The 18941-nt window shown below is 73.7% G+C and carries 19 protein-coding genes; 9 read left to right on the forward strand and 10 right to left on the reverse strand.

The genetic code is table 11. The features are described 5' to 3' along the window. Positions 1 to 85: 85 nt before the first annotated feature. Complete coding sequence (locus tag IO30_RS0137450) at positions 86 to 580, reverse strand: DUF3145 domain-containing protein (RefSeq protein ID WP_031150765.1); 495 nt, start codon at positions 578 to 580, stop codon at positions 86 to 88. Positions 581 to 831: 251 nt separating this feature from the next. On the opposite strand from IO30_RS0137450, the gene IO30_RS0137455 reads away from it, so the two are divergent. Beyond that, the gene (locus tag IO30_RS0137455) at positions 832 to 1728 is read left to right on the forward strand and encodes an SGNH/GDSL hydrolase family protein (RefSeq protein ID WP_031150767.1); all 897 of its coding nucleotides are present in this window, start codon (positions 832 to 834) and stop codon (positions 1726 to 1728) included. 118 nt (positions 1729 to 1846) lie between these two features. On the opposite strand, the gene IO30_RS0137460 is transcribed toward IO30_RS0137455, so the two are convergent. Continuing rightward, positions 1847 to 4336: a beta-glucosidase family protein gene (locus IO30_RS0137460; protein ID WP_373316503.1), complete on the reverse strand. Its 2490-nt coding sequence runs from the start codon at positions 4334 to 4336 to the stop codon at positions 1847 to 1849. A 157-nt stretch (positions 4337 to 4493) separates the two neighbouring features. On the opposite strand from IO30_RS0137460, the gene IO30_RS0137465 reads away from it, so the two are divergent. Further along, positions 4494 to 5075 carry a TetR/AcrR family transcriptional regulator gene (locus IO30_RS0137465; RefSeq protein WP_031150771.1) on the forward strand — a complete coding sequence of 194 codons (582 nt, stop codon included), beginning with the start codon at positions 4494 to 4496 and terminating at the stop codon, positions 5073 to 5075. Between the two features lie 23 nt (positions 5076 to 5098). Then, positions 5099 to 5803 (forward strand): carbon-nitrogen hydrolase family protein, encoded by a 705-nt coding sequence (locus IO30_RS0137470; RefSeq protein WP_031150772.1) that lies wholly within the window; start codon positions 5099 to 5101, stop codon positions 5801 to 5803. Positions 5804 to 6421: 618 nt separating this feature from the next. Here the strand turns inward: IO30_RS0137470 and IO30_RS0137480 are convergent. Beyond that, positions 6422 to 6874, reverse strand: coding sequence for a winged helix-turn-helix transcriptional regulator (locus IO30_RS0137480; protein ID WP_373316502.1), 453 nt, complete (start codon positions 6872 to 6874; stop codon positions 6422 to 6424). A gap of 102 nt (positions 6875 to 6976) precedes the next feature. Here IO30_RS0137480 and IO30_RS0137485 point away from each other — a divergent pair, with 102 nt between their 5' ends. Then, positions 6977 to 7936 (forward strand): NAD(P)-dependent oxidoreductase, encoded by a 960-nt coding sequence (locus tag IO30_RS0137485; RefSeq protein WP_031150779.1) that lies wholly within the window; start codon positions 6977 to 6979, stop codon positions 7934 to 7936. On the opposite strand, the gene IO30_RS0137490 is transcribed toward IO30_RS0137485, so the two are convergent. The 3 genes from IO30_RS0137490 to IO30_RS0137500 form a co-directional block, all read right to left on the reverse strand. After that, the gene (locus IO30_RS0137490; protein ID WP_078904097.1) at positions 7933 to 8844 is read right to left on the reverse strand and encodes an EI24 domain-containing protein; all 912 of its coding nucleotides are present in this window, start codon (positions 8842 to 8844) and stop codon (positions 7933 to 7935) included. The genes IO30_RS0137485 and IO30_RS0137490 overlap by 4 nt on opposite strands. 66 nt (positions 8845 to 8910) lie before the next feature. After that, on the reverse strand, positions 8911 to 9333 hold the full coding sequence (locus tag IO30_RS0137495) for an organic hydroperoxide resistance protein (protein ID WP_031150783.1): 423 nt from the start codon (positions 9331 to 9333) through the stop codon (positions 8911 to 8913). 64 nt (positions 9334 to 9397) lie between these two features. Further along, on the reverse strand, positions 9398 to 10420 hold the full coding sequence (locus IO30_RS0137500) for an NADP-dependent oxidoreductase (protein WP_031150785.1): 1023 nt from the start codon (positions 10418 to 10420) through the stop codon (positions 9398 to 9400). 107 nt (positions 10421 to 10527) lie between these two features. Here IO30_RS0137500 and IO30_RS0137505 point away from each other — a divergent pair, with 107 nt between their 5' ends. Continuing rightward, entirely contained in the window at positions 10528 to 10950 is a 423-nt protein-coding gene (locus IO30_RS0137505; RefSeq protein WP_031150788.1) for a MarR family winged helix-turn-helix transcriptional regulator, read from the forward strand. 30 nt (positions 10951 to 10980) lie between these two features. Here the strand turns inward: IO30_RS0137505 and IO30_RS44180 are convergent, their stop codons facing one another. Then, positions 10981 to 11730, reverse strand: a complete 750-nt coding sequence (locus IO30_RS44180; RefSeq protein ID WP_157853458.1) for an SCO2400 family protein — start codon at positions 11728 to 11730, stop codon at positions 10981 to 10983. Between the two features lie 78 nt (positions 11731 to 11808). On the opposite strand from IO30_RS44180, the gene IO30_RS0137515 reads away from it, so the two are divergent. After that, positions 11809 to 12423 carry a hypothetical protein gene (locus tag IO30_RS0137515; protein WP_031150791.1) on the forward strand — a complete coding sequence of 205 codons (615 nt, stop codon included), beginning with the start codon at positions 11809 to 11811 and terminating at the stop codon, positions 12421 to 12423. A 20-nt stretch (positions 12424 to 12443) separates the two neighbouring features. Here the strand turns inward: IO30_RS0137515 and IO30_RS0137520 are convergent, their stop codons facing one another. Continuing rightward, entirely contained in the window at positions 12444 to 13154 is a 711-nt protein-coding gene (locus IO30_RS0137520; RefSeq protein WP_031150793.1) for an esterase/lipase family protein, read from the reverse strand. Between the two features lie 209 nt (positions 13155 to 13363). Between IO30_RS0137520 and IO30_RS0137525 the strand changes: the two genes are divergently transcribed. The 3 genes from IO30_RS0137525 (at position 13364) to IO30_RS0137535 (ending at position 17481) form a co-directional block, all read left to right on the forward strand. Then, on the forward strand, positions 13364 to 14401 hold the full coding sequence (locus tag IO30_RS0137525) for a rod shape-determining protein (RefSeq protein ID WP_031150795.1): 1038 nt from the start codon (positions 13364 to 13366) through the stop codon (positions 14399 to 14401). Then, positions 14398 to 16014: a sensor histidine kinase gene (locus IO30_RS0137530; protein WP_051902830.1), complete on the forward strand. Its 1617-nt coding sequence runs from the start codon at positions 14398 to 14400 to the stop codon at positions 16012 to 16014. The genes IO30_RS0137525 and IO30_RS0137530 overlap by 4 nt, the downstream gene beginning before the upstream one ends. Before the next feature lie 84 nt (positions 16015 to 16098). After that, the gene (locus tag IO30_RS0137535) at positions 16099 to 17481 is read left to right on the forward strand and encodes a carboxyl transferase domain-containing protein (RefSeq protein WP_031150799.1); all 1383 of its coding nucleotides are present in this window, start codon (positions 16099 to 16101) and stop codon (positions 17479 to 17481) included. Here IO30_RS0137535 and IO30_RS0137540 read toward each other — a convergent pair. Both IO30_RS0137540 and IO30_RS47790 read right to left on the reverse strand, forming a co-directional pair. Next, a complete protein-coding gene (locus tag IO30_RS0137540; protein WP_031150800.1) occupies positions 17478 to 18542 on the reverse strand; it encodes an esterase-like activity of phytase family protein in 1065 nt (354 codons plus the stop codon). The two genes, IO30_RS0137535 and IO30_RS0137540, sit on opposite strands and share 4 nt — an antisense overlap. Before the next feature lie 139 nt (positions 18543 to 18681). Beyond that, positions 18682 to 18810 carry a hypothetical protein gene (locus IO30_RS47790; protein ID WP_272933198.1) on the reverse strand — a complete coding sequence of 43 codons (129 nt, stop codon included), beginning with the start codon at positions 18808 to 18810 and terminating at the stop codon, positions 18682 to 18684. Positions 18811 to 18941: the final 131 nt, after the last annotated feature.

Consider the following 18941-nt stretch of genomic DNA (forward strand, 5'->3'; position numbering starts at 1 on the left):
TTGATGGTTGCGGTGTTCGTCGTCTGAACACCGCAGAAGGCCCACCCGGGTGATTCCGGGTGGGCCTTCTGCGTTGAGCGAGGGGTCAGACCACCTGGTGGAGCCAGCGGACCGGGGCGCCCTCGCCCGCGTAGCGGAAGGGCTCCAGCTCGTCGTCCCAGGGTTTGCCGAGCAGCTTGGCGATCTCGGCCTCCAGATCGGTCTCGCCGCGTGCGGAGCGGGCGAGGGCGGCGCGCAGCCGGTCCTCGGGGATCAGGATGTCGCCGTGCATGCCGGTGACGGCGTGGAAGATGCCGAGCTCGGGGGTGGAGCTGTAGCGCTCGCCCTCGGAGGTCGGGCAGGGTTCCGCGGTCACCTCGAAGCGCAGGAGGTGCCAGCCGCGCAGCGCGGAGGCGAGTTTCGAAGCGGTGCCCGCTTCGGCCTGCCAGGAGAACTCGGCTCTCCAGGTGCCCGGGGAGGCGGGCTGCCTGATCCAGTCGAGGTTCACCCGCACCCCGAGCACGCCCGCCACAGCCCATTCCACGTGCGGGCAGAGCGCGCGCGGTGCGGAATGCACGTACAGAACTCCACGTGTCGTCACCTGGACCTCCAGTATGGGACGAGGTCGGGAATAAACTCCAGAAAACGGACAGTATGTGACGTGATGTAATGTAACGGAAATTATTTGACATTGCGCTACGGGACTTGCGGCCGAAACGCCACGGGAAAAAGCTACCGTGAGTCAGGGGTCATGGTGTGACGTACGGTCGCTCCAAGGCCCGTAATCACACAGCTTTCACTCAGCAGGACGCCCCCGTACGAAACCGGGGCGACAAGAAGGGGACCGACCCGATGCGCACCACCGCTCCGCGCCGCAGGGCGCGCCGGACCCTCGTGGGCACAGGGGCGGCGATCGCCCTCCTGGCCGGTGCGGTGACGGGGTGCCAGTCGCAGGGGAAGCAGGAGGAGGGTGAGCGCGGGGCGCAGGCCGCACCGCGCTGGAACACCGCGCCCGCCTCGATCGCGGCGGTGGGCGACTCCATCACCCGTGGTTTCGACGCCTGTTCGGTCCTGGCCGACTGCCCCGAGGTCTCCTGGGCCACCGGCAACGACCCCGCGGTGCTCTCCCTCGCCACCCGGCTGCTGGGCGACGCCGAAGCGCCGGCGCGGAGCTGGAACTACGCGGTGACCGGCTCGCGGATGGCGGACCTCTCGGGACAGCTGGTCTCGGCCGCGGCACACAAGCCCGACCTGGTCACGGTGATGGTGGGCTCGAACGACGCCTGCCGGCCCACGGCTTCGTCGATGACCCCGGTGGCGGATTTCCGGGCCGGTTTCGAGAAGGCCCTCACGGAGCTGCGGACCGCCTCCCCCACCACCCAGGTGTACGTGTCCAGCGTGCCGGACCTCCAGCGGCTGTGGGAGCAGGGCAAGGACCTCCCGATGGTCCGGCAGATCTGGAAGCTGGGCATCTGCCAGTCGATGCTCGCCGATCCGCTGTCGGCGGCCTCGGGGGCGACCGCCCGGCGCGAGCAGGTGCGGGCGCGGGTGGTGGAGTACAACGAGGTGCTGCGCGAGGTCTGCGGGAAGGACCCGCTGTGCCGCTACGACGGCGGGGCGGTCTTCCAGTACCCGTTCTCGGCGGAGCAGTTGAGCCACTGGGACTGGTTCCACCCGGGCAAGGACGGGCAGGCCCGGCTCGCAGAACTCGCCCACCGCCAGGTGACGGCCGCCGAACCGCCACGTTGACGCGGGGGCCGCGCAGCCGGTCCGGGCGGGCCGGGGGCGGGTGTCAGGTCCCGCCCCCGGCCCTGTTCTCGGGGCCGTATCAGGGGTGATTTCCGGCCATTTCGGAGGCTACGGTGTGTCACGTCACGTCGAGCGTGGCCTTCAGCCGCGTGTCCGCGTGCGAGTGGCTCGCGCGGACCTCGTAGGAGCCCGCGACCGGCCGCCAGCCGCGGGCCTCCTCGTCCCAGATCTCGAAGGCCCGGGCGGGCAGCGGGATCTCGGTCTCCACGCTCTCACCGGGGCCCGCCTCGACGCCCGCGAAGCCGGCCAGCCAGCTCGCCGGGCGTTCCACGGTGTCGGCCAGGGGCGCCACGTAGACCTGTACGGTCTCGCGGCCGGGCCGGGTGCCGGTGTTGGTGAGGCGGACCCGGACGCTGTCGGGGGTGACCTCCAGGGACTCGTAGGACCAGTCCGTGTAACCGAGGCCGTGCCCGAAGGGGTAGGCCGGGGTGACGCCGTGCTTCTCGTAGGCCCGGTAGCCGATGAAGAGCCCCTCGCCGTACTCCAGCCGCCCCTCGGTGGGCACGACCTCGGTGACGGGGGCGTCGGCGAACTCCGCGGGCCAGGTGGTGGGCAGCCGCCCGCCCGGCTCGGCGTCCCCGAGGAGTACGTCGGCCAGCGCGGCCCCGCCCTCCTGCCCGGGGAACCAGGTCAGCAGCACCGCGGCCACGTCCTCGCGCCAGGGGAGCTCCACCGGGGAGCCCGCGTTGACGACGACCACGGTGTTCGGGTTGGCGGCGGCGACGGCGCTCACCAGGTCGTCCTGGCGGCCCGGCAGGCGCAGGTCGCGGCGGTCGAAGCCCTCGGACTCCACGCGCTCGGTGGTGGCGACGACCACGACGGCGGTGTCGGCGGCGCGGGCGGCGGCCACGGACTCGGCGATCAGCTCGTCGGCGTCGCGGCGCGGGCCGAGGTGGAGCAGGGAGAACATGATCGCCTTGAGCGGCATCGCGGTCATGTCGGGGACCTGGTAAGTCAGCGACACCTCGACAGGCTCGCCCTCGGTGAGGGTGGTGCGGGCACGTTCGGCGGGGGCCCCGAAGAAGGCCTCGAAGGGGTCGGCCTCGTCGCCCATCTCCTGGACGCCCTCCCACAGGGGCGTCCCGCCGACGCTCAGGGCGAAGGCGCCGAGCCCGCGGGTGCCGAAGGAGTGCTCCCCGCTCTCGCGGGGCACGAACCGGCCGGTGACCTCGATGCTCGCCATGGTCTCGTAGGCCGCGCCTTCGGGCAGGTCGTCGCCGATCCACTGGACCTGGCCGGAGGGCAGGCTGCCCGTGCCGAGGACGGCGCCGGAGGCGTCGCGGCAGACGGCCCGCAGCTCGAAGCCCTGGTCGGCGGGGGACAGCTCGTCGGAGGGGTCGGCGCCCACGGTGAAGGTGAGCGCACCTTCGGGGAGGGCGGCGGTGAGGCCGTCGAGCGGGGAGACGATGCGCTCGGGGAACACGGTGGCGGAGCCGCCGCCGAGGACCCGGGCGGAGCGGGCGGCGGCGCCGATGAGGGCGACCGAGCCGCCCGCGGCGGCGTCCAGCGGCAGGGCGCCGTTCTCGTTGCGGACCAGGACGGAGCCGCGGACGGCCAGTTCGCGGGCGAGGGCCTGGCCGTCGAGGTGGGCGGGGGGCTCGGCGACGACGGCGGGGGCGCCCTCCAGGAGGCCCACGCGGGCGGCGAGGCGCAGGACGTTGCGCACCGCCCCGTCGACGGTGGCCTCGGCGACCTCGCCCGAGCGGACGGCTTCGGCGAGGGCGGGCCCGTAGACGGTCTGCGGGCCGGGCATGGCCACGTCCAGGCCGCCTTCGATGTCACCGGCGGTGGAGCGGGCGGCCATCCAGTCGGAGACGTTGTACCCGTCGAAGCCCCATTCGCCGCGCAGGACTTCGTTCACGAGGTACCGGTGCTCGGTCATGGTCGTGCCGTTGACCCGGTTGTAGGAGGTCATGATGCCCCAGGGGTGGGCATTGGCGACGATGGCCTCGAAGGGCGCCAGGTACAGCTCGCGCAGCGGGCGCGGGGCGATGGCGCAGTCGACGGTGAACCGCTCGGTCTCGGCGTCGTTGCCGACGAAGTGCTTGACCGTGGTGCCGACGCCGCCGTCCTGGACCCCGTTCACGTAACCGCTGCCGACGGCCCCGGTGAGGAGCGGGTCCTCGGAGTAGCACTCGAAGTGGCGGCCGCCGAGCGGGGAGCGGTGCAGGTTGACCGTGGGTGCGAGCAGGACGTGGACGCCCTTGCGCCGGGCCTCCTGCGCCAGGAGGCGTCCGGCCCGGCGGGCCAGCGCCGGGTCCCAGGCCGCGGCGAGCGCGGTCGGGGACGGCAGGGCGACGGACGGGTCGTCGGCGGTCCAGCGCACGCCGCGCACCCCGATGGGGCCGTCGGACATGACCAGGGACTTCAGCCCGATCCCGGGGACGGCGGGCAGGGACCACATGTCCTGGCCGGCCAGCAGGCGGGCCTTGGTGTCGAGGTCCAGCTTGCCGAGGGCCGTCTCCACGGCGTCCTGGCGGGTCTGTTCGCGGGTCTGTCCGCGGGTCTGTCCGCTGATCTGTTCGCGGGCCTGATCGGCATCGGTCACGGCCGTGCCTCCTCGTCGGGTGCGGTGCGCGGGGGGTGTGCGGTGCCCCCATCGTGGACCTCCTCCCTGTAGAGCGGTAGGGTTCGTAATCCATTCGTGATATCGAGATGTCGTACGGTCCTGCTGGCGGGTACGGACGGAAAGGGGTGCCGGGGCGATGGTCAGGGCGAGGAGCGAGGAGCGGCGCGGCGAGATCGTCCGCGCGGCCCTGGAGGTGATCGCGGAGCGCGGCTACCGGGGCGCGTCCCTGGGCGCGGTGGCCGAGCGCGTGGGACTGACCCAGCAGGGGCTGCTGCACTACTTCCCCACCAAGGAGGCGCTGCTGGTCGCGGTGCTGGAGGAGCGCGACCGCTGGGACACCGGCGGCGGCTCGCGCGCCTCGGCCGGCGCCTGGCGCCTGGACCTGCTGGCCTCGCTGGTGGAGTACAACTCCATGCGCCCGGGGATCGTGCAGACCTTCTCGGCGCTGCTGGGCGAGAGCGTCACCGACGGCCATCCGGCGCGGGAGTTCTTCACCGAGCGCTACGCCCAGGTCCGTTCGGAGACGGCCGCGGTCCTGCGCGCCGAGTTCGGCGACCGGCTCCCCTCCGGCCTCACCCCGGAACAGGCCGCCCCGCTGCTGACGGCGGTCATGGACGGCCTCCAGTACCAGTGGCTGCTGGCCCCGGAATCGGTGGACATGCCCGCCGCCTTCCGCTCCTTCCTGACCCTGCTGCGCGGCCCGCAGGACGCCGCCTAGGCCGGCGCCCTTAGGGTGGCCCCGTGAAGATCGCCGCCGCCCAGCTGACCTGTCTGCCCTGCGACGTGCGGGCCAATGCCGCCCGGGCCGCCGGCCTCGCCGAGCGGGCCCGCGACCAGGGTGCCGAGCTGATCGTCTTCCCCGAGTTGACCCTGACCGGGTACGAGCTGGAGGCGCTGGCCGCCGATCCCGGCCTGTGGACGCCGGCCGACGACCCCCGCCTGGACCCCCTGCGCTCCGCCGGGATCGCCACCGCGGTCAACGTGGCCCTGCCCGGCCCGGGCCCGCGCCCCCTCATCGCCACCCTGGTCCACGACGCGGACGGGGCGCACGTGACCACGTACGCGAAGCAGCACCTCTACCGGAACGAGCAGGAGCACTTCGCGGCCGGGGAGGGCGACGGGCGCTTCGAACTGGGCGGGATCCGCTTCTCCGTGGGCATCTGCTTCGACAACCACTTCCCCGAACTGGCCGCCCGGGCCGCGGCGGACGGCGTCCGCGTCCACCTGGCCAGCTCCCTCTACGGGACGGGCGACGGGATCGGCGAGCGGGCGTCGGTCCACCCCGCCATCGCCGAGGAGCACGGCCTGTACGTCGTCCTCGCCAACCACGTCGGCCCGGCGGGCCCGTGGACCGGCTGCGGCGGGGCCGCGGTGTGGGCGCCCGGCGGTGCGCTGCTGGCCGAGGCGGACGACCGTACGGCCTGTGTGGTGACGGCCTCGGTGTGATGGGGTGGCGGCCATGAGCGACTTCGAGACGATCACGGTGGCGGAACGGCTGCACGGCTATCCGGGCGTGGCCTTCGGCGGTTACGTGGCGGGCCTGCTGGCCGCCCGAGCCGTCGCGCAGGGCGTACGGGTGGACTTCCGGCGGCCGGTCCCGACGGGGACCCCGCTGCGGCTGGCCCCGGTCGCGGGCGGCGGCAGCGAACTGACCGACGGGGAACTGCTGCTGGCCGCCGCGAGCCCCGCCGGGCCGCCGGCGCCGGACGCCCCCGCCGCCCCCACCTGGGAGCAGGCCACGGCAGCGGCCGAGGCCTTCCGGGCGGACCCGCCGGACGGCTCGGTCGACTGCTTCGGCTGCGGCCTGGACCGCACGCCCGCCACCGGACTGCGGCTGCACTGCGGCCGGGTGCCCGGCAGTGAGCTGGTCGCCGCCGCCTGGACCCCCGCGCCGGAGCTCGGCGGGGCGGACGGGCTGCTCCCGCCCGAGCTGGTGTGGGGCGCGCTGGACTGCCCCGGGAACGCCGCAGGACGGCTCCTCGACGGCCGCCCGGCGGGGGCGGTCACGGCCGCGCTGACCGCCCGCCTGCTGCGGCCGGTCCCGGTCGGGCAGGGGCTCGTCTCCTACGCCTGGCTGCTCACGGCCTCGGGCCGCAAGTACACCGTGGGCACGGCGCTGGCCACCGCGGACGGCGAGCTCTGCGCCCTCGCGGAGGCGCTGTGGGTGGTGCCGCGCCCGGCCGCCGCCTGAGCCGGGCCGGGCAGGAGGTGCCTCGCGCCCCACTCCCCCAGGGCCTCCAGGGCCGTGTTCAGCTCCTGGCCCAGGGGGGTCAGGGAGTACTCGACGCGCGGCGGCACCTCCTCGAACACTTCGCGGTGCACGATGCCGTCCGTCTCCAGCTCGCGCAGCTGCGCGGCGAGCACCTTCTCCGAGACCCCCGGGACCAGCCTGCGCAGTTCACCGAAGCGGCGCGGGCACTGCTCCAGCTCCCACAGGAGCGAGACCTTCCACTTGCCGTCGATCACGGACATCGCCGCGGCGATCCCGCAGTGGTCCGCACCGGGCCTTCGTGTCACCGACACCGCACACCCCTCCCACCTGGTCGCTCACCTCGGGGTAACCACCCACTTCGAGGTGCGTACTTGAGTGCCTGACGGCCTGCCACCAGGCTAAACGCCATGACCGACAACACGCCGCAGACGCCGATCACCGCTCCTTCCACCCCGCTCGCCCCGCTCGCCCCGCTCACCCTGCTCGGCCTCGGCGACATGGGCACGGCCCTCGCCCGCACCTGGCTCGCCGCCGGGCACCCCGTCACCGTCTGGAACCGCACCGCCGCCAAGGCCGCAGCGGCGGCCGAGCACGGCGCGACCGTCGCCGCGAGCCCGGCCGAGGCGGTGGCCGCGGGCCGGCTCGTCGTGCTCTGCCTGCTGGACGACGCCTCCGTCGGCGCGGCCCTGGAGGGCGTGGACCTGACCGGCAAGGACCTGGTAAACCTGACCACCGGCACCCCGGCCGAGGGCCGGGCCCGGGCCGCCTGGGCGCAGGCCCGCGGGGCCCGGTTCCTGGACGCCGGGATCATGGCCACGCCGTCGATGATCGGTGCGCCGGAGGCCGGGGGCTACGTCTTCTACAGCGGCTCGCGCGCGCTCTTCGACACCCACCGGGACACGTTGCAGGTCCCGGCCGGGGCCCGCTTCGTCGGCGAGGACGCGGGGTACGCGGCCCTGCACGACGTGGCGCTGCTGAGTGCGATGTACGGCATGTTCGCCGGGATCTCGCACGCCTACGCACTGATCGAGGGCGAGGACATCGCTCCCGAGGACCTGTCCCCGCTGCTGTCCGAGTGGCTCGGCGCGATGGGCTTCTTCGTCGGGAGCACGGCCGGGCGGCTGTCCTCGAAGGACTTCACCACCGGGGTGGTGTCCAATCTGGCCATGCAGGTGGCCGCCAGCAAGACCCTGCTGCGCACCGCCGAGGAGCAGGGGGTCAGCGCGGAGCTGATCTCCCCCTACCTGGAGCTGATGCGGCGGCGGCTGGCCGCCGACCCGGCCGCGCACGGCGGCGAGGACACGGCCGGCGCCCTCACGCTGCTGCGGGACGCCGGCCGGGCGGCGGCTACGACGACGGCGGCCTAGAAGCCGGGCGGCGGCGGGCCGAAGCCCTTGGCCTGCTGCGGTGCGGCCTGACCGGCATGACCCGCGGGCCCGCCGTGGCCCGCGTGGGTCGTGTGGTGTGCGTGGTTCGTGTGGTGCGCCCCGTTCGCCCCGTGCGCCCGGTCCGCGTCGTCCGCCCGCTCCTGCGGTGCGTCGGCCGGCATCAGGTCCCGCGCCATCAGCGTGGCGCCCGCCACCGCGCCCGGCATCAGGAACACCGCGACGAAGGGCACCAGGAAGGCCAGTACCAGCGGCACGCCGAAGCCCAGCACCAGCATCCTGCGCGACCGCAGCAGCACCAGCCGCTCGGCCAGGTCCACCCGGCGCCGCTGGAGGGCGACGGAGGTGAGCTCCTGGGTCAGGAAGTAGCCGGAGACGCAGAATCCGAGCGCCGGGACCACGGTCTGCCCGATCACCGGGATGAAGCCCAGGGCGAAGAGCAGGATCCCGTACAGCAGGACCCGGCCGAGCACCTTGACGCTGTCCCGGGCGGAGATCCACAGCTCCGTCCAGAGGGAGAGCCCGGACTCGGGGACCTCACCGCCCTCGCTGCGGTCGACCGCCTCCGAGAGGGACTCGTAGAACGGCTGGCCGATCAGCAGGGTCACGGCGGTGAAGGTGATCACCGCGACGAAGAGCCCGAGGCCGAAGAGCAGGGCGGTCAGGAAGCCGCGGAAGAGTCCGAGCCAGGGGGAGGACCAGTCGTCGGCGAACGGGGTGGCCCAGGCGGTCAGGTCGTCGGCTCCGGACCCGAGCCCGATCAGCGCACCGGCGTACAGGACGAGGGCCACGAGTCCGGGCAGCAGCCCGAATCCCAGCCAGCGGCCGTGCCCGAAAACCCATCGCTGTCCGGCCAGCAGATACCGGAAGCCCCCCGCAAGATCACTCATGTGGCCAGTTTACGGCGAAGGCCGCACCCCCATCGGGGGTGCGGCCTTCACTGAGCTGCGGCCGGATCAGACGGCGAGCTCGACGGTGATGTTGCCGCGGGTGGCCTTGGAGTACGGGCAGACCTGGTGGGCCTTCTCGATGAGGTCCTTGGCGGTGGCGGCGTCCACGTTCGGGATCACGGCGGAGATCTTGACGATCAGGCCGAAGCCGTCGTCGTTCTTGCCGATGCCGACCTCGGCGGTGACGGTGGAGCCGGAGATGTCGGCGTTCTCGTTCTTGGCGACGACACCGAGGGCGCCCTGGAAGCAGGCGCTGTAGCCGGCGGCGAACAGCTGCTCCGGGTTGGTGCCGGCGCCGCTGCCACCGAGCTCCTTCGGCGGGTTCACGACGACGTCGAGCTGGCCGTCGCTGGTGGCGACGCGGCCGTCACGGCCGTTCTCGGCGGTGGCGACAGCGGTGTACGCGACATCGGACTGCTGGATGGACATGTAAGAAGATCCTCCTGGTAATCGCCGCGACTCGCGCCCACGGTCGCAACGGTGTGGAGTGAGCCTAACCGGTGAAAGAAACGATCATCTTTCCGGTGTTCTCACCGCGCAGCATGCCGAGGAAGGCAGCGGTCGCGTTCTCGACGCCCTCGACGACCGTTTCGTCGTACCGCAGCTCGCCGGAGCGCAGCCATCCCGCCACGTCCTGGACGAACTGCTGCTGGATGCCGGTGTGGTCGCCGACCAGGACGCCCTGCAGCCGCAGGCGCTTGCCGATGACCAGGGCGAGGTTGCGCGGACCGGGGGTGGGCTCGGTGGCGTTGTACTGCGCGATCGCGCCGCACAGGGTGGCCCGGCCGTGCACCTTCAGGGAGGAGATGGCGGCCTCCAGGTGGTCCCCGCCGACGTTGTCGAAGTAGACGTCGATGCCCTCGGGGGCGGCCTCCTTCAGCTGCTCGCCGACGGGGCCGTTCTTGTAGTTGAAGGCGGCGTCGAAGCCGTACTTCTCTGTGAGGAGCGTCACCTTCTCGTCCGAGCCGGCGGAGCCGATCACCCGGGACGCGCCCTTGATCTTCGCGAACTGCCCGACGAGGCTGCCGACCGCGCCCGCCGCACCGGAGACGAAGACCGAGTCGCCCTCCTTGAAGGAGGCGACCTCGAAGAGCCCGGCGTAGGCGGTCAGACCCGGCATGCCGAGCACGCCGAGGTACGCGGAGAGCGGGGCGAGGGCGCCGTCGACCTTGGTGGCGTGCTTGGCGTCCACGTCGGCGTACTCGCGCCAGCCCAGGCCGTGCAGGACGTGGTCGCCGACGGCGAAGCGCTCGTCGGAGGAGGCGACGACCTCGCCGACCGCGCCGCCGTCCATCGGCTTGTCCAGCTGGAACGGCGGGACGTAGGACTTCACGTCGTTCATCCGGCCGCGCATGTACGGGTCCACGGACATGTGCAGGTTGCGCACGAGGATCCGGCCGGGGGCGGGCTCGGCGGCCACGGGCACCTCGCGCAGGGCGAAGTCCTCCGCGACGGGCCAGCCCTGCGGACGGCGGACGAGGTGCCACTCGCGGCTGACGGCGGGGATCTCGGACATGCGGCGCTCCTGGGGGAAAGACGGTGCTTCACGGAAATGCTTCAGCAACTGAAACAACCATGCGCCTGGATATTTCATGTTGTCAAGTAAATGGGTACGCTGTTTCCATGCCCAGTCGTCGCGCAGACCCAGTGACCCAAGAGGTCGTCGAGCTCATCGGCGACGTCGTGGCCCGCTACCACGAGGAGTACGAGCACGCCGCGGCCCGCCATCAGCTCACCGGAGCCCAGGCCCGTGTGCTCGGGCTGCTCTCCCTGGAGCCCCTGCCGATGCGCCGCATCGCGCAGAAGCTGAAGTGCGAGCCCTCCAACATCACCGGCATCATCGACCGCCTGGAGTCCCGCGGTCTCGTGGAGCGCCGCCCCGACCCCGCCGACCGCAGGGTGAAACTGGCCGCCCCCACCGAGGAGGGCCTGCAGACCGCGGACCGGCTCCGCGAGTCGCTGGACTTCGCGCGCGAGCCGCTGGCCGGTCTGAGCACGGCCGAGCGGGCGGTCCTGAGGGACCTGCTCAAGCGGATGCTGGGCTGACCCGAGCGGATGCCGGGCCGGCCCCGCCGCTCATCCGCAGAAGATCCAGAGCACGCAGCTCTTCGTCGGCGTGGGGGTGGGCGTGGGCTTCGGCGGCGCCGGGGGCGGCGGCTGCACGCCGCCGGGACCGGTCGGCGAGGGCTGACCCGAGACGGTCGGCCCGGTGGTGCCCCCAGGGCCGGGGGACGCGGACGCGGAACCCGAAGGCCCGGGTGCGGAGGCGGAGGCGGACGGCCCCGGCTGCGTGACGGCCGGGGAGGCGCTGCCCGCCCCGGCGGACTTCGTGGCCCCCGCGCCGGGCTTCGCGCTGCCGGAGGCCTTCGCGGCCCCCTTGCCCGAGGGCGCACCACTCGTCGGCGCGTCCGGAGCCGGAACGGGCTTCTGCGGGGCGGCGTCATCGGTGAGCACCACCGTGGCGGCCCGGTCGCTGGCCTCACCGTCGGCGGCCATCCGGGCCACGGCCAGGGAACCACCGGCCGCGAGCACCAGCCCGAGACCGATCGTCAGCAGGGTCCGGCGCCGTCTTCGGTGCGCGACACGGCGGCGGGCGCCGGGGCTGCGCTCGCCGGGACCGGACAGCACGACGAGCGAGTCGGCGTAGACGTCGGCCAGCGTGGAGTGCTGCGCGGGGACGTCCTCCGCGCCGTAGGGCACGTAGGGCGCGGCGATCACGTCCGGCGCGGCGGGCGCGGCGGGCATCAGGTACTGAGCCGGGGTTCCGCACCCGGCGCACGCGAGTGCGCCGTTGAGGTGCCTCCGGCAAGCGGGGCAGTAGTTCATGGCGCCCGCAGGCTACGTGGTCCCCGGCAACATCCGTATCCCGGGAACGTAAGGATCCTGTGTGGAATCGTTACGTCCATGACAGCGAACGCGCACTCGCCGCACCGGGGAGCCTTCGGGCCGGCCGCCTTCCAGCTGGTGCTGCTGCGGCGGATGGCGGACTTCCAGCCCGACCTCGCCGAACGCGCCCGCCACCGGCTGGGCGCCTCGCTCGCGGAGCAGCGGGAGGCCAACAAGCGCTGGCAGGCCATGGTCCGTTCGCCGAGGTCACGCGGGGCACTGGCCCGCTACCGCTCGGTGCTCGGCCCGCCGGAGTCCGCCTCGGCCCGCCGGATCGGCGACCTGGAGTGCGAGGCCCTGCTGTGGCCGGTGCCCCTCTGGCCGGACCTGCGCTTCGAGGTGCTGGCCGCGCCGGACGGGGCCGTGTGGAACGAGTGGCTGGTGCGGGCGCCGGGGGCGCCGGGGCCCGTCCTGGCCTCGCCGCAGGACCTGCACCCCTGGTCGGCGACGGTGGACGAGGTGGCGCGGGCCTTTTCCCCGGTGCGCCCGATGGAGGGCACCGCGCCGACCCGCTGGCGGCTGGCGTTCGCGGCGCGGGGGCGGCCGTACGTGGCGGAGTTCACGTACGGCCTGCTCCAGCGGGTTTCCTGCGTAGAGGATGCTGACCAGGAGGCGGCCCGGGAGCCGCTCTAGGTGCCGGCCCAGGCGTCGGCCTAGGTGGCGAGGAAGGCGCGTACGCCCGCCGAGGTGGCGTCGTCGCCGAGCAGGTCATTGTGCTTCAGGCAGCCGACCGGCGTGTTGGCGGCCCCGGTGAGCGGGACGCTGTCGTCGGGGTTGACGACCTCGTCGCAGTTCGACCAGAACGTCGCGTACTTCACCGCGCCCGGGGTCTCGTCGCCGCCGTTCAGGTTCTTCACCACGTACGAGCCGGGGGTCATGTCCCGGCAGGCCTGGTCCCACAGGGCGCAGGCCCAGGCGGTGGAGGTGCCCCGGTTGGGCCCGGCCAGCGAGACCCAGTGCTCCACGGCGGCCGCGCCGCCGCCGAACTTCACGTACCAGCGGCTCACGAGCGAGCCGAAGGAGTGCGAGACGACGTCGACCTGCGCGGCGCCGGTCTGCCGGCGGACGTCCTCGACGTACGCCCCGAGGCGCCCGGCCAGGACCTCGTTGACGGACTGGTGGGTGTCGTAACCCCAGGAGAAGAGTTCCGAGTCGGCGTACCCGGCGGTCCGCAGGTCCTCGCGCAGGCTCCCCCAGACCCCCGGATCGGCGTTGTAACCGTGTACGAAGACCACCGGATTGCGTGATGATGCCTGGTCAGCGGCGCGGCCGGTGACCCGGTCGGCGGCATGGGAAGGGAAGGGCGCCAGGAGCGCCAGGCAGAGTGTCAGGAGTGCCAGCAGTCTCTGGCGGGCCGTCAGCATCTAGTCCCCTTTACCTTGTTACGCGTGAGTAGCGCGTGCGGTGCGCGCATGGTGGTGCCTGTCGGTACAGAAATCCACCCCCATGCAGGCGCCGCGCACCCCCGCCCGGAGCAGCTCAACGGGCGCACAGACCCAAATGTCCGAGATGATATGAAAAGCGATCGGCATTCCGCCGGTCCCTTGCGTCAGCGCTCTCGGGAGGATCTGCCGTGACCGTCAGTCTTGAGCAGTTGCGCCGCTGCCACGTCGCCGTCGACCTGGGTGCGGCCAGAACCCGCGTGTACGTCAAGGGCGCCGGCCTGGTCGTCGACGAGCCCAGCGTCGCCGCGGTGAACACGCGGACCGGCGCACTCATCGCCGTCGGGACCTTCGCCGAACGGATGACCGGCCGCACGCCCGACTACATCCGGGTCGTCCGCCCCGTCTCCGGCGGCACGGTCGTCGACATCGAGATGGCCCAGCGGATGCTGCGCCATCTGCTCGGCGAGAAACTGCGGCGCGCGCTGCGCCGCAAGCCCCGGCTGCGGGCCGCCGCCTGCACCCCGCACGACGCGGACCCGCTGGCCCAGCGGGCGACCGTGGAGACCCTGGTCGGCCTCGGGGCCCGGCGCGTCGAGCTGGTCGACACCCTGATCGCCGCGGCCGTCGGCTGCGGCCTCCCCGTGGAGCAGCCGACCGCGACGATGATCATGGTGTGCGGGGCGGCGGCCACCCAGGTGGCCGTCCTGTCCCTCGGCTCGATCGTCACCGCCCAGCGCATTCCGATCGGCGGTGAGGCCATCGACCACGCCGTGGTCCAGCACCTGCGCCACGCGCACGAGCTGATGCTGCCGAGCCAGGCCGTCCGCCCGCTCCAGCTGGCCCTGCACGGCAACGGCATCACCGCCCAGGGCCCCGCCTCCACCCTGATCCACGGCCGTGACGTGGCCACCGGACTGGCCCGCTCCGTCCAGGTGGACACCGCGGCCGTACGGGACGCCATCCACACCCCGCTGACCGCCGTGATCGACGGCATCGGCAAGGTGCTGCGGGACTGCCCGCCGGACCTGGTCGCCGACCTGACGGACCGGGGGATCATGATGGTGGGCGGCAGCGCCCTGCTGCCGGGCCTGGACCAGATGCTGCGCGACGCCACCGGCATGCCCGTCGCCATCGCGGAACGGCCGGACGTGTGCGCCGTACTCGGTCTCGGCGCGATGCTCGAAGGGAAGATCGCCCCCATGGTCCTCAACCCGCTGTCCGAATGACGGACCCGCAGCCCGCGGCCGGACAGCAGGAGCCGGATCCGGCGCAGTCGGGGCTGCCCGTCCTGCTGGAGGCGGTGCTCAGCGTCGGCTCCGAGCTGGAGCTGCGCTCGACCCTCCAGCACATCGTGGAATCGGCGGCCGAGCTGTGCACGGCCCGGTACGCGGCGCTCGGGGTCATCGACCCCGAGCGCGCCCGGCTGACCGAGCTGTTCACGTCCGGGATGAGCGAGGCCGAGCGCGCCGCGCTCCCCCACCTGCCGGACGGCCGCTCCGGCCTGCTCGGCGTCCTCGCCGACGACCCGCGCCCGCTCCTGCTCGACGACATCACCCAGGACCCGAGGTCCGTGGGACTCCCGCCGGGCCATCCCCCGATGCGCAGCTTCCTCGGCGTCCCGATCCGGGTCCACACCGAGGTTTTCGGCAACCTCTACCTCGCCGAGAAGCGGGGCGACGGCCCCTTCACCGACGAGGACCTGGCCCTGGTCCGCGTCCTGGCCTCGCAGGCGGGCATAGCCATCGGCAACGCCCGGCTGTACGAGACCGCGCGCCGCCGGGAGCGGTGGATCGAGGGCGCCGCCGCCGTGACCACGACCCTGCTGGCGGGCCGCCCCGCGGCGGACGCGCTGAGCTGCGTGGCCGAGCGGGCCCGACTGCTGGCGGACGCGGAGGCCGGGGTGGTGCTCCAGCCGACCCCGGAGGGCGGCATGGAGATCGTGGCCGCGTCCACCCAAGGCGACCCCGGGGACCTCGTCGGGACGGCGATCGCCCCCGGTTCGCCGGTCCTGGAACAACTCCTCGGGGGCGAACCGGTCTTCATCGAGGACTCGGCCACGGACCCCCGGATGACCACGCACGTCCGGGAACGGTTCGGGCCCAGCATGATGCTCCCGCTCCAGAGCGGTGGCCAGCTGATCGGCACCCTGGCCCTGCCGCGCGGCCGCGACGGCCGGCCGTACGACGCCGTGGACCGGCTGCTGGCCTCGCAGTTCGCCCACCAGGCCGCGCTCGCCCTCGTCCTCGCGGACGCGCAGCACGACCGGGAACAGCTGGCGGTGTACGAGGACCGCGACCGGATCGCACGGGACCTGCACGACCTGGTGGTCCAGCGGCTGTTCGCGACGGAGATGATGCTGGAGAGCACCCGGCGCAGGGCCGAGAACGCGCCGTCCGGGGACACGGTGGGCGAGGAGCTCAGCCGGGCCGTCGACGAGCTGGACTCCACCATCCAGGAGGTCCGGACGGCCATCTTCGCCCTCCAGCAGCCTCCGTCCGACGCCCCGACGTCCTTCCGCGGCCGGGTCATGCGCGAAACGGGCGGGGCGGCGGTCCTGCTGGGCTTCCAGCCGTCGGTGCACTTCGCCGGCGCGGTGGACGCCCTGGTCCCGGAGCCGGTGGCGGCCGAACTGCTCGCGGCCCTGCGCGGCGCGCTCGCCGCGGCGCACCGGCGCAGCGGGGTCACCTCGATCGAGGTCAAGGTCGCCGCGAACCCGTCCCGGGTCCGCCTGACCGTGACGGACGACGGCAGCACCGGGCCGGGCACCCGCGGCACGACGACGACCTGGGAGTCGGCCCTGCGACCGCCGGCCCGGATCGAGCAGCGCGACACCGCCTGAAGGCCGTCCCGCCGGTGGGCCGGATCCCGCCCCGCGCGCGCACCGGTCCCGCCCTGCCGACGGGACACGCCCTAGGCTGACGGGGTGACGACGACCCGTCTTCCGGCCCGTGCGGCCATCGCCTCGGTTGCCGATCCCGGCAGCTTCGCCGAACTTCCCGCACCGCGTCCGGAGTCCCCGCCCGACGGCCCGCTGACCTGGGCGGGTTACGACGACTCCCGGGCCCGGGCCGCGGCCCGCACCGGTGAGCAGGAGTCCCTGGTCACCGGGACCGCCCGCTTCGGCGGCCGCGAAGCCACCGTGGTCTCCTTCGAGTTCGGCTTCCTCGGCGGCTCGCTGGGCGAGCGCACCGGGGACCTGCTGGAAGCCGCCCACACCCACGCCCGGGAGCACCGCCTCCCCCTCGTCTCGCTCGTCGCCACCGGCGGCTCGCGGATGCAGGAGGGCATGCTCGCCCTGACGCAGCTCCAGCGCGTGGCCCGCCAGTGCGTCCTGACCCGGGCGGCCGGGCTCGCCCAGATCGCGGTCCTGCGCGACCCGACCACCGGCGGCGGCTGGGCCACCCTGGGCGCCGGGGCCGATGTCGTCCTCGCCCTGCCCGGGGCGCAGGTCGGCTTCGCGGGGTCCCGGGTGCGCCCGGCGGACGCCGACCCGGCGGCCTACTGCGCCGAGGGGCAGTACGCCGCCGGGCACGTGGACGCCGTCGTGCCCCCGGCGGAGCTCCCCGCCACCCTGGCCGGCTGGCTCCGGCTGCTGGGGGCGCCCGGGGCCGACGGGACTGCCGGGCCCGTCGCGCCCCCGGCCGCACTGGCCTGCGTACCGCCGCCGGAGACCGGCTGGGACGCCGTCCTCCAGGCCCGCCACCCGGACCGGCCGCGCGCCGAGGCGTACCTGGACTCCTACTTCGGCCTGCGCCTGCCCCTGTCCGGGGACCGGGCGGGCGGCAGGGACCCCGGCGTGCTGTGCGGGTTCGGGCTGCGGGAGGGCCGGCCGGTGGCGTACGCCGCCCAGTGCGGCACCGCCACCCGGCCCGCGGGCTACCGTACGGCCGCCCGGGTCGTGCGCCTCGCGGACCGGCTCGGCATCCCGGTGCTCACCCTGGTGGACACCCCGGGCGCCGCGAACGACGCCGCCGCCGAGCACGCGGGCGCCGGACCCGCCATCGCGGACGCCTTCGCCGCGCTGGCCGGGGCCACGGTCCCCGTGACGAGCCTGCTGATCGGCGAGGGCGGTTCGGGCGGCGCCCTCGCGCTGGCCGCGCCGGGGAACACCTGGGTCACCCCCGACAGCTACTTCTCGGTGATCGCCCCGGAACTGGCGGCGGCCATCCTCAAGCGCCCCCCGCAGGCGGCTCCGGCCACCGCGGACCAGCTGCGCATCCGCCCCCAGGACCTGGTCGCCCTGGGGGTGGCCCGCGGGATCGTGGAACCCGGGGCGCAGACGGCTCAGGCATCAGAGACGACCTAGCGGCGGCGGTCCGGCAGCCTGACGTCGACCCGGTAGAGCCTGGTCACCTGCTGGGCGAGCTCGTTGTCGTCGCTGACGAGCAGCAGCCGCACCCGGCCCCGGCCTTCGTGTCCGGTGACCACCATGCCCTCGATGTTGTCGACCAGCGGGTGGTTCTGCGGCAGCTTCGACGGCGCCCCGAGCGTCGGGCAGCCGTCCAGGTCGGCGAGCAGCGTCTTGCGCGCGACGCGCAGCCGCGGGCCCTCCGCCAGCGTCTGCGTCTTCGCGGTGTCCGTCGCGCCCAGCGGGTCGGCGACGTACAGCCTCGCGGTGATCTTGAACTGCTGGGTGAAGCCCCGTTCCAGGACGATCAGCCGGCCGTCCTGCGTCGGCGCGAGCTCGACGAGCCCGTGGCCCGCGTCGACCGGGTACGCGTACTGGCGGCCCAGGACGAACTCCCCGCCCCGCCGCTCCCAGGTCTGGACGCGCTGCAGGGTCCGCCCCTGCGCGTCCTCGCCGTCACCGGCCAGCGGCCCTTCGAGGCCGGCGACCAGCGTGCGGCCGCCGGGCAGCAAGGTCAGTGATTCGAAGGTCTGGTTGGCGGCGGCCCGTCCCTGCGGGGCGAGTCGGAAGGAGTCCGGGACCGGCAGGGTGGCGAGGACGGCGCCGTCCCGTCCGTGGCGCCGGATCGCGGGCGTGAACTCGTCGGTGACCAGGTAGGTCCCGTCGCGGTCGACGACGATCCCCTCCGAGTCGACGGCCTTCCCGGCGCCGTCCGTCAGCGGGAGCTGCGCGGTGGCCCGGGCGGCCGGGGTGTCCCCGCGGCCCACCTTCAGGGAGAACAGCACCGACCGGTCGGAGACTCCGGCGACCGAGCCGTCGCGGTCGACGGCGAGGCCGGATATGCCCCCGACGAGGCGGCCGTCGACCGTGGTCTTGTCGAGCGCGTCGGAGTAGCCGGCCACGGAGACGCGGGGCGAGCAGGCCCGGTCCTCCTTCGGGGCCGCGGCGGCGGGCGGTACGAGGACGCCGGAGAGCGCGGCGGTGGCCACGGCGGCGGTGGTGAGGGTGCGAAGGCGCACGGAGGCCTTCCTTCTGGTTCGGCGGGCGGACGGGTGGACGGGTGGACGGGTGGAGTACAACTGCCGAACCGTCATATGGCGAATCGAAATAAAACGGAAGACCTTGCCACACGAAGGCAACGAACCGGCCAACTCCCCTTCACATCCGCCCGAAGTGCCGCGTCAGGTGCGCCTGGCCGTAGAACCCCGCCACCGTCGCCGCCCCGGCGGCCGGCATCCCCGACAGCAGCGGCCCCCGCACGCGCGAGCCGGTGGACGCGTAGGCCAACCCCGCCTCCGCTTCCGGGTCCGTGCCCCCGTCCGCACACCAGTACCAGTCTCCCCACCCGGACCCCCGGCCCCAGAGCGGGCCCGTCTTGCCGGTAACTCGCCATTGCCAGAGGCGATTTGACCGAATCG

Source organism: Streptomyces xanthophaeus (assembly GCF_000725805.1).
In the GTDB taxonomy this organism is placed as follows: Bacteria; Actinomycetota; Actinomycetes; order Streptomycetales; family Streptomycetaceae; genus Streptomyces; species Streptomyces xanthophaeus.

Coding starts and splice junctions, on each gene's coding strand:
- IO30_RS44180 (WP_157853458.1), bottom strand. CDS start 11,730: ATGAACTACTGCCCCGCTTGCCGGAGGCACCTCAACGGCGCACTCGCG.
- IO30_RS0137465 (WP_031150771.1), top strand. CDS start 4,494: ATGGTCAGGGCGAGGAGCGAGGAGCGGCGCGGCGAGATCGTCCGCGCG.
- IO30_RS0137515 (WP_031150791.1), top strand. CDS start 11,809: ATGACAGCGAACGCGCACTCGCCGCACCGGGGAGCCTTCGGGCCGGCC.
- IO30_RS0137530 (WP_051902830.1), top strand. CDS start 14,398: ATGACGGACCCGCAGCCCGCGGCCGGACAGCAGGAGCCGGATCCGGCG.
- IO30_RS0137505 (WP_031150788.1), top strand. CDS start 10,528: ATGCCCAGTCGTCGCGCAGACCCAGTGACCCAAGAGGTCGTCGAGCTC.
- IO30_RS0137485 (WP_031150779.1), top strand. CDS start 6,977: ATGACCGACAACACGCCGCAGACGCCGATCACCGCTCCTTCCACCCCG.
- IO30_RS0137495 (WP_031150783.1), bottom strand. CDS start 9,333: ATGTCCATCCAGCAGTCCGATGTCGCGTACACCGCTGTCGCCACCGCC.
- IO30_RS0137520 (WP_031150793.1), bottom strand. CDS start 13,154: ATGCTGACGGCCCGCCAGAGACTGCTGGCACTCCTGACACTCTGCCTG.
- IO30_RS0137500 (WP_031150785.1), bottom strand. CDS start 10,420: ATGTCCGAGATCCCCGCCGTCAGCCGCGAGTGGCACCTCGTCCGCCGT.
- IO30_RS0137455 (WP_031150767.1), top strand. CDS start 832: ATGCGCACCACCGCTCCGCGCCGCAGGGCGCGCCGGACCCTCGTGGGC.
- IO30_RS0137490 (WP_078904097.1), bottom strand. CDS start 8,844: ATGAGTGATCTTGCGGGGGGCTTCCGGTATCTGCTGGCCGGACAGCGA.